The sequence below is a fragment of the Nocardioides sp. CPCC 206348 genome, assembly GCF_048654705.1.
Taxonomy (GTDB): Bacteria; Actinomycetota; Actinomycetes; order Propionibacteriales; family Nocardioidaceae; genus Nocardioides.
This window is the reverse complement of sequence record NZ_JBMCZA010000107.1, coordinates 111727-115418: the sequence shown is the minus strand read 5'-3', so window position 1 is coordinate 115418 and position 3692 is coordinate 111727. Positions and strand designations below refer to the sequence as shown.

6 protein-coding genes are annotated in these 3692 nt (G+C 69.6%); all 6 read left to right on the top strand.

All coding sequences use genetic code 11. From position 1 onward, the window contains the following. On the top strand, window positions 1-656 hold a 656-nt coding region (locus ACOADB_RS06005), incomplete at its 5' end, for an ATPase, T2SS/T4P/T4SS family (RefSeq protein ID WP_378597037.1). Further along, complete coding sequence (locus ACOADB_RS06000) at window positions 653-1558, top strand: type II secretion system F family protein (protein ID WP_378597036.1); 906 nt, start codon at window positions 653-655, stop codon at window positions 1556-1558. The genes ACOADB_RS06005 and ACOADB_RS06000, both read left to right, overlap by 4 nt. Then, the gene (locus ACOADB_RS05995; RefSeq protein WP_378597035.1) at window positions 1555-2478 is read left to right on the top strand and encodes a type II secretion system F family protein; all 924 of its coding nucleotides are present in this window, start codon (window positions 1555-1557) and stop codon (window positions 2476-2478) included. The genes ACOADB_RS06000 and ACOADB_RS05995 overlap by 4 nt, the downstream gene beginning before the upstream one ends. 58 nt (window positions 2479-2536) lie before the next feature. Further along, window positions 2537-2740, top strand: a complete 204-nt coding sequence (locus ACOADB_RS05990; protein WP_300376226.1) for a hypothetical protein — start codon at window positions 2537-2539, stop codon at window positions 2738-2740. Between the two features lie 45 nt (window positions 2741-2785). After that, window positions 2786-3136: a TadE family protein gene (locus ACOADB_RS05985; protein WP_378597034.1), complete on the top strand. Its 351-nt coding sequence runs from the start codon at window positions 2786-2788 to the stop codon at window positions 3134-3136. Further along, window positions 3133-3585 (top strand): TadE/TadG family type IV pilus assembly protein, encoded by a 453-nt coding sequence (locus ACOADB_RS05980; protein WP_378597033.1) that lies wholly within the window; start codon window positions 3133-3135, stop codon window positions 3583-3585. The genes ACOADB_RS05985 and ACOADB_RS05980 overlap by 4 nt, the downstream gene beginning before the upstream one ends. Window positions 3586-3692: the final 107 nt, after the last annotated feature.

Here is a 3692-nt window from a genome sequence, read left to right as displayed (position 1 = left end):
GGGAGATGATCGGCACCTTCGAGACCGAGTTCGAGCTGTACCTGCACGAGCTCCGCGACCGGCACCGCATCGTCCACGCCTGGGAGCACCGGCCCGGCTCCGGCGAGATTGGCGTCGACGGCCGCAGGGCCGGCGAGTTCACGCTCCAAGAGGCCCTTCACGACTCCTTCCGGTTCACCCTCGCCCGCCAGATCGTCGGCGAGGTCCGCGGCCCCGAGGTGTGGGACATGCTCAAGGCCATGGAGTCCGGCCCGGGCTCGATCTGCACCACCCACGCCCGCAGCGCCGACCACACCATCGAGAAGCTCGTCTCCTGCGCCATGGAGAAGGGCCCCCAGGTCACCCGCGAGCTCGCGATCAGCAAGCTCGCTGCCGCCGTCGACGTCGTGGTGTACCTGCGCGCCGACGTCACCGACAACGGTGACGGAACCTCCCGGAAGCGGCGCTGGGTCGAGGAGGTCCTGGTCGTCGATCCCAGCGCCGACGCCGTCAGGGGCTACGCGACCGCGCCAGTCTTCGCCCCCAACCGGCTCGGGCCGGCCACCGCGACCGGCAAGCTGGACAACCACCTCGCCCAAGAGCTGGCCCGCCACGGATTCGACCTCGAGGCCTACACCACTGAGGCCAAGGCCTACGAGGGGGTGGCCACGACATGACCCCGCTCGTGCCCGCGGTCTGCGGCGCTCTGGTCGTCGCCGGCCTGATCGGCATGGTCTACGCCCTGCGGCCGGCACCACCCAAGCCGCCCCGCCCCGCGCGCACCGTCACCCCGTTCGGGCGGCTGGGCAGCCGCATCAACCAGCTCAGCCCACGCACCCGCAAGCTCATCGTCGCCGGCGCCGTTACCGGCCTGCTGGTCGCGATGGTGAGCGGCTGGGTGATCGCGATCGTGCTCGTCCCGGCCGCCATCATCGGCATCCCGCTGCTGCTCTCGCCGCCGCCGGCGGCCGCGAGCATCGAGAAGCTCGAAGCGCTCGAGGAGTGGACGCGGTCGCTGGCGGGCAAGCTCACGGCTGGCCAGTCGCTGCGCTCGGCGCTCATCAAGTCGCTGCAGTCGGTGCCCGCGCCGATCGAGGACGAGGTCGGGCTGATGGTGTCGCGGCTGTGGAACGGCACCGGCACCACCGAGGACGTGCTGCGCGCGTTCGCCGAGGACCTCAACGACTCCACCGGCGACGTCGTCGCCAGCCAGCTCATCCTGGCCGCCAGCGGTCGCGGACAGGCTGGCCTGGCCAAGGCCCTCGATGCGCTCGCAGAGACCGTGGCCTCCGACGTGCGAGCCCGCCGCCAGATCGAAGCTGACCAAGCCAAGCCCCGCACCACCGCGCGCACCGTCACAGTGATCACCCTCGGCGTCCTCGGCCTGCTCGCCTTCACCGGCGACTACATCGAGCCCTACGGCAGCCCGCTGGGGCAGGTCATCCTCGCGATCCTCCTCAGCGCCTACGTGGCCACGCTGTTGATGATGAGGCGGATGGCGATCGCCAAGCCGCTCCCGCGGTTCCTCGACCTCCAGGCGCGCAACGCACAGCGTCAGAACGAAGGAGCAGCGGCATGACCGGCCTCCAGCTCGCGCTCGCTAGCGGCACGCTCCTCGGCCTGGCCTTCGCCCTCCTCGTCTGGAGACTGGCGCCCTCCGACCCGGACCTGGTCGACGCACTGGACCGTCTCTCACCCGACCACGTCGTCCCCCGCCATGGCGCCGGCGCCCCCCTGGGCGAGGCCGCCGAGGACCCTGAGGCAGGCTCGCTGGTGGACCGGATCGGCGTGTGGGCGCTGAAGAACCTGCCCGGCGGTGCTTGGGCACACACTCCGCGCAGGGACCTCGCCATCTTGCAGATCAGCGAGACCCGGTTCTACGGGGAGAAGGTGGTCTGGGCGCTGCTCGGCCTGGTCATGCCGCCGCTGATTGCGTCGTTCTTCGGCCTGATCGGTCTGCCGCTCCCGTTCGTCATCCCCACCTTCGGGTCACTGGCCCTGGCGGCGCTGTTCTGGTTCATGCCGAACTACAACGCCACAGACGATGCGAAGAGGGCCCGCATCGAGTTCAACCGCGCGCTCGGCGCCTACATCGACATGGTCGCCACCGGCGTCCGAGACGGTGCCAGCGGCCAGCAGGCCCTGCGCGCCGCGGCGGAGGTCGGCGACAAGTGGGTGTTCAAGCGGATCGAGAGCGAGCTGCGCCGCGCCCGCTACATGACCCGCGCGCCCTGGGACTCCCTCCACGACCTCGCCGACGAACTCGGGGTCACCGAGCTCGACGACCTCGCCGACATCATGCAGCAATCAGGGCAGGACGGATCCCAGATCTACACCAACCTCCGTGCCCGCGCCGCGGCACTTCGCTCGGCGATGCTCAGCGCAGAGGTCGGCAAGGCCAACGCCGCCTCCGAGCGCATGTACATCCCCGCCAGCCTGCTCGGCGTCGTCTTCATGGCGATCCTCATCGCCCCCTCGATGCTCCGATTGACGACCTAGCACCGACCTCAAACAACCGGGTCACCCGAACCCAACTACCAAGAAAGGAACCAACCCGATGCTCAAGCTCTTCATCACCCTCCAGGTGGCGGCACTGACCGTGCTCACCGGCCTGGAAGACCGCATCGTCAAGCACCGCGACGAGCGCGGCTCGGTCACCATCGAGCAGGTCATCTGGGCCGGTGCCGTGATCGTCATCGTCGGCATCGTCGTGGCCGCCATCAAGTTCTTCGTGACCAGCGAGTCCGCGAAGATCAAGTAGGACCCGATGATCGCCAGCTCTCGCCGCCGAAACGAACGCGGCTCAGTGACCATCCAGATGGTCTTCCTGATGCCGGCGCTCTTCCTGGTGATGTTCCTTGGCCTCCAGGGCGCCTTGTACTACCACGCGCGCGAAGTTGCGCTCGCGGCCGCACAGGAGGGCGCACGCGAGGCGGGCAGCGAGACCGGCACCCGCGACTCAGGGGTGGCGACAGCCAACACCTTCCTCCAGGACGCCGGCGGCGCCGACGTGATGACCTCGACCAGCGTTTCGGGATCCCGGACAGCCAACACCGCGACCGTCACGGTCACCGGCACGAGCCTCAGCGTGATCCCCGGTTGGCACGTCACGGTCACCCAGAGCGCCAGCGTCCCCGTCGAGAGGCTGACGGAATGATCCGGCGGCTTCACGATTCCCGACGACGGCGCCGCGACGAGCGAGGGTCGGCCGCCATCGAGGCCGCGATCGGCATCCCGGCGTTCGGGCTGTTCGTGGCGATGATCATCATGGGCGGCCGCGTCGAGATAGCCAAGCAATCGGTCGAAGCGGCGGCCTACGAGGCAGCACGCGCGGCCTCGATCGAGCGGACCCAGGGCGAGGCGATCTCCGCCGGGAAGACCGCGGCCACCAGCAGCCTGCACGCCCAGAACGTCCACTGCACGAGCACCGATATCACGGTCACCGCCGCCGCGTTCAACGCCCCACTGGGCACCACTGCCCAGGTCACCGCCACGGTGACCTGCCGCGTCGACCTGTCGGACCTGGCCCTGCCCGGCGTGCCCGGACACCGGGTCATCACCGCCACGGCCAGCAGTCCCGTCGACGCCTACCGGGAGCGCCGATGAACCGCCATCAGCCTCGCCATCAGTCCCGCCGGCGGCCGCGTGACGAGCGTGGCGCGATCAGCGTGTGGTTCGCCACTGCGTCACTGGTGATGATCATCCTTGTCGGC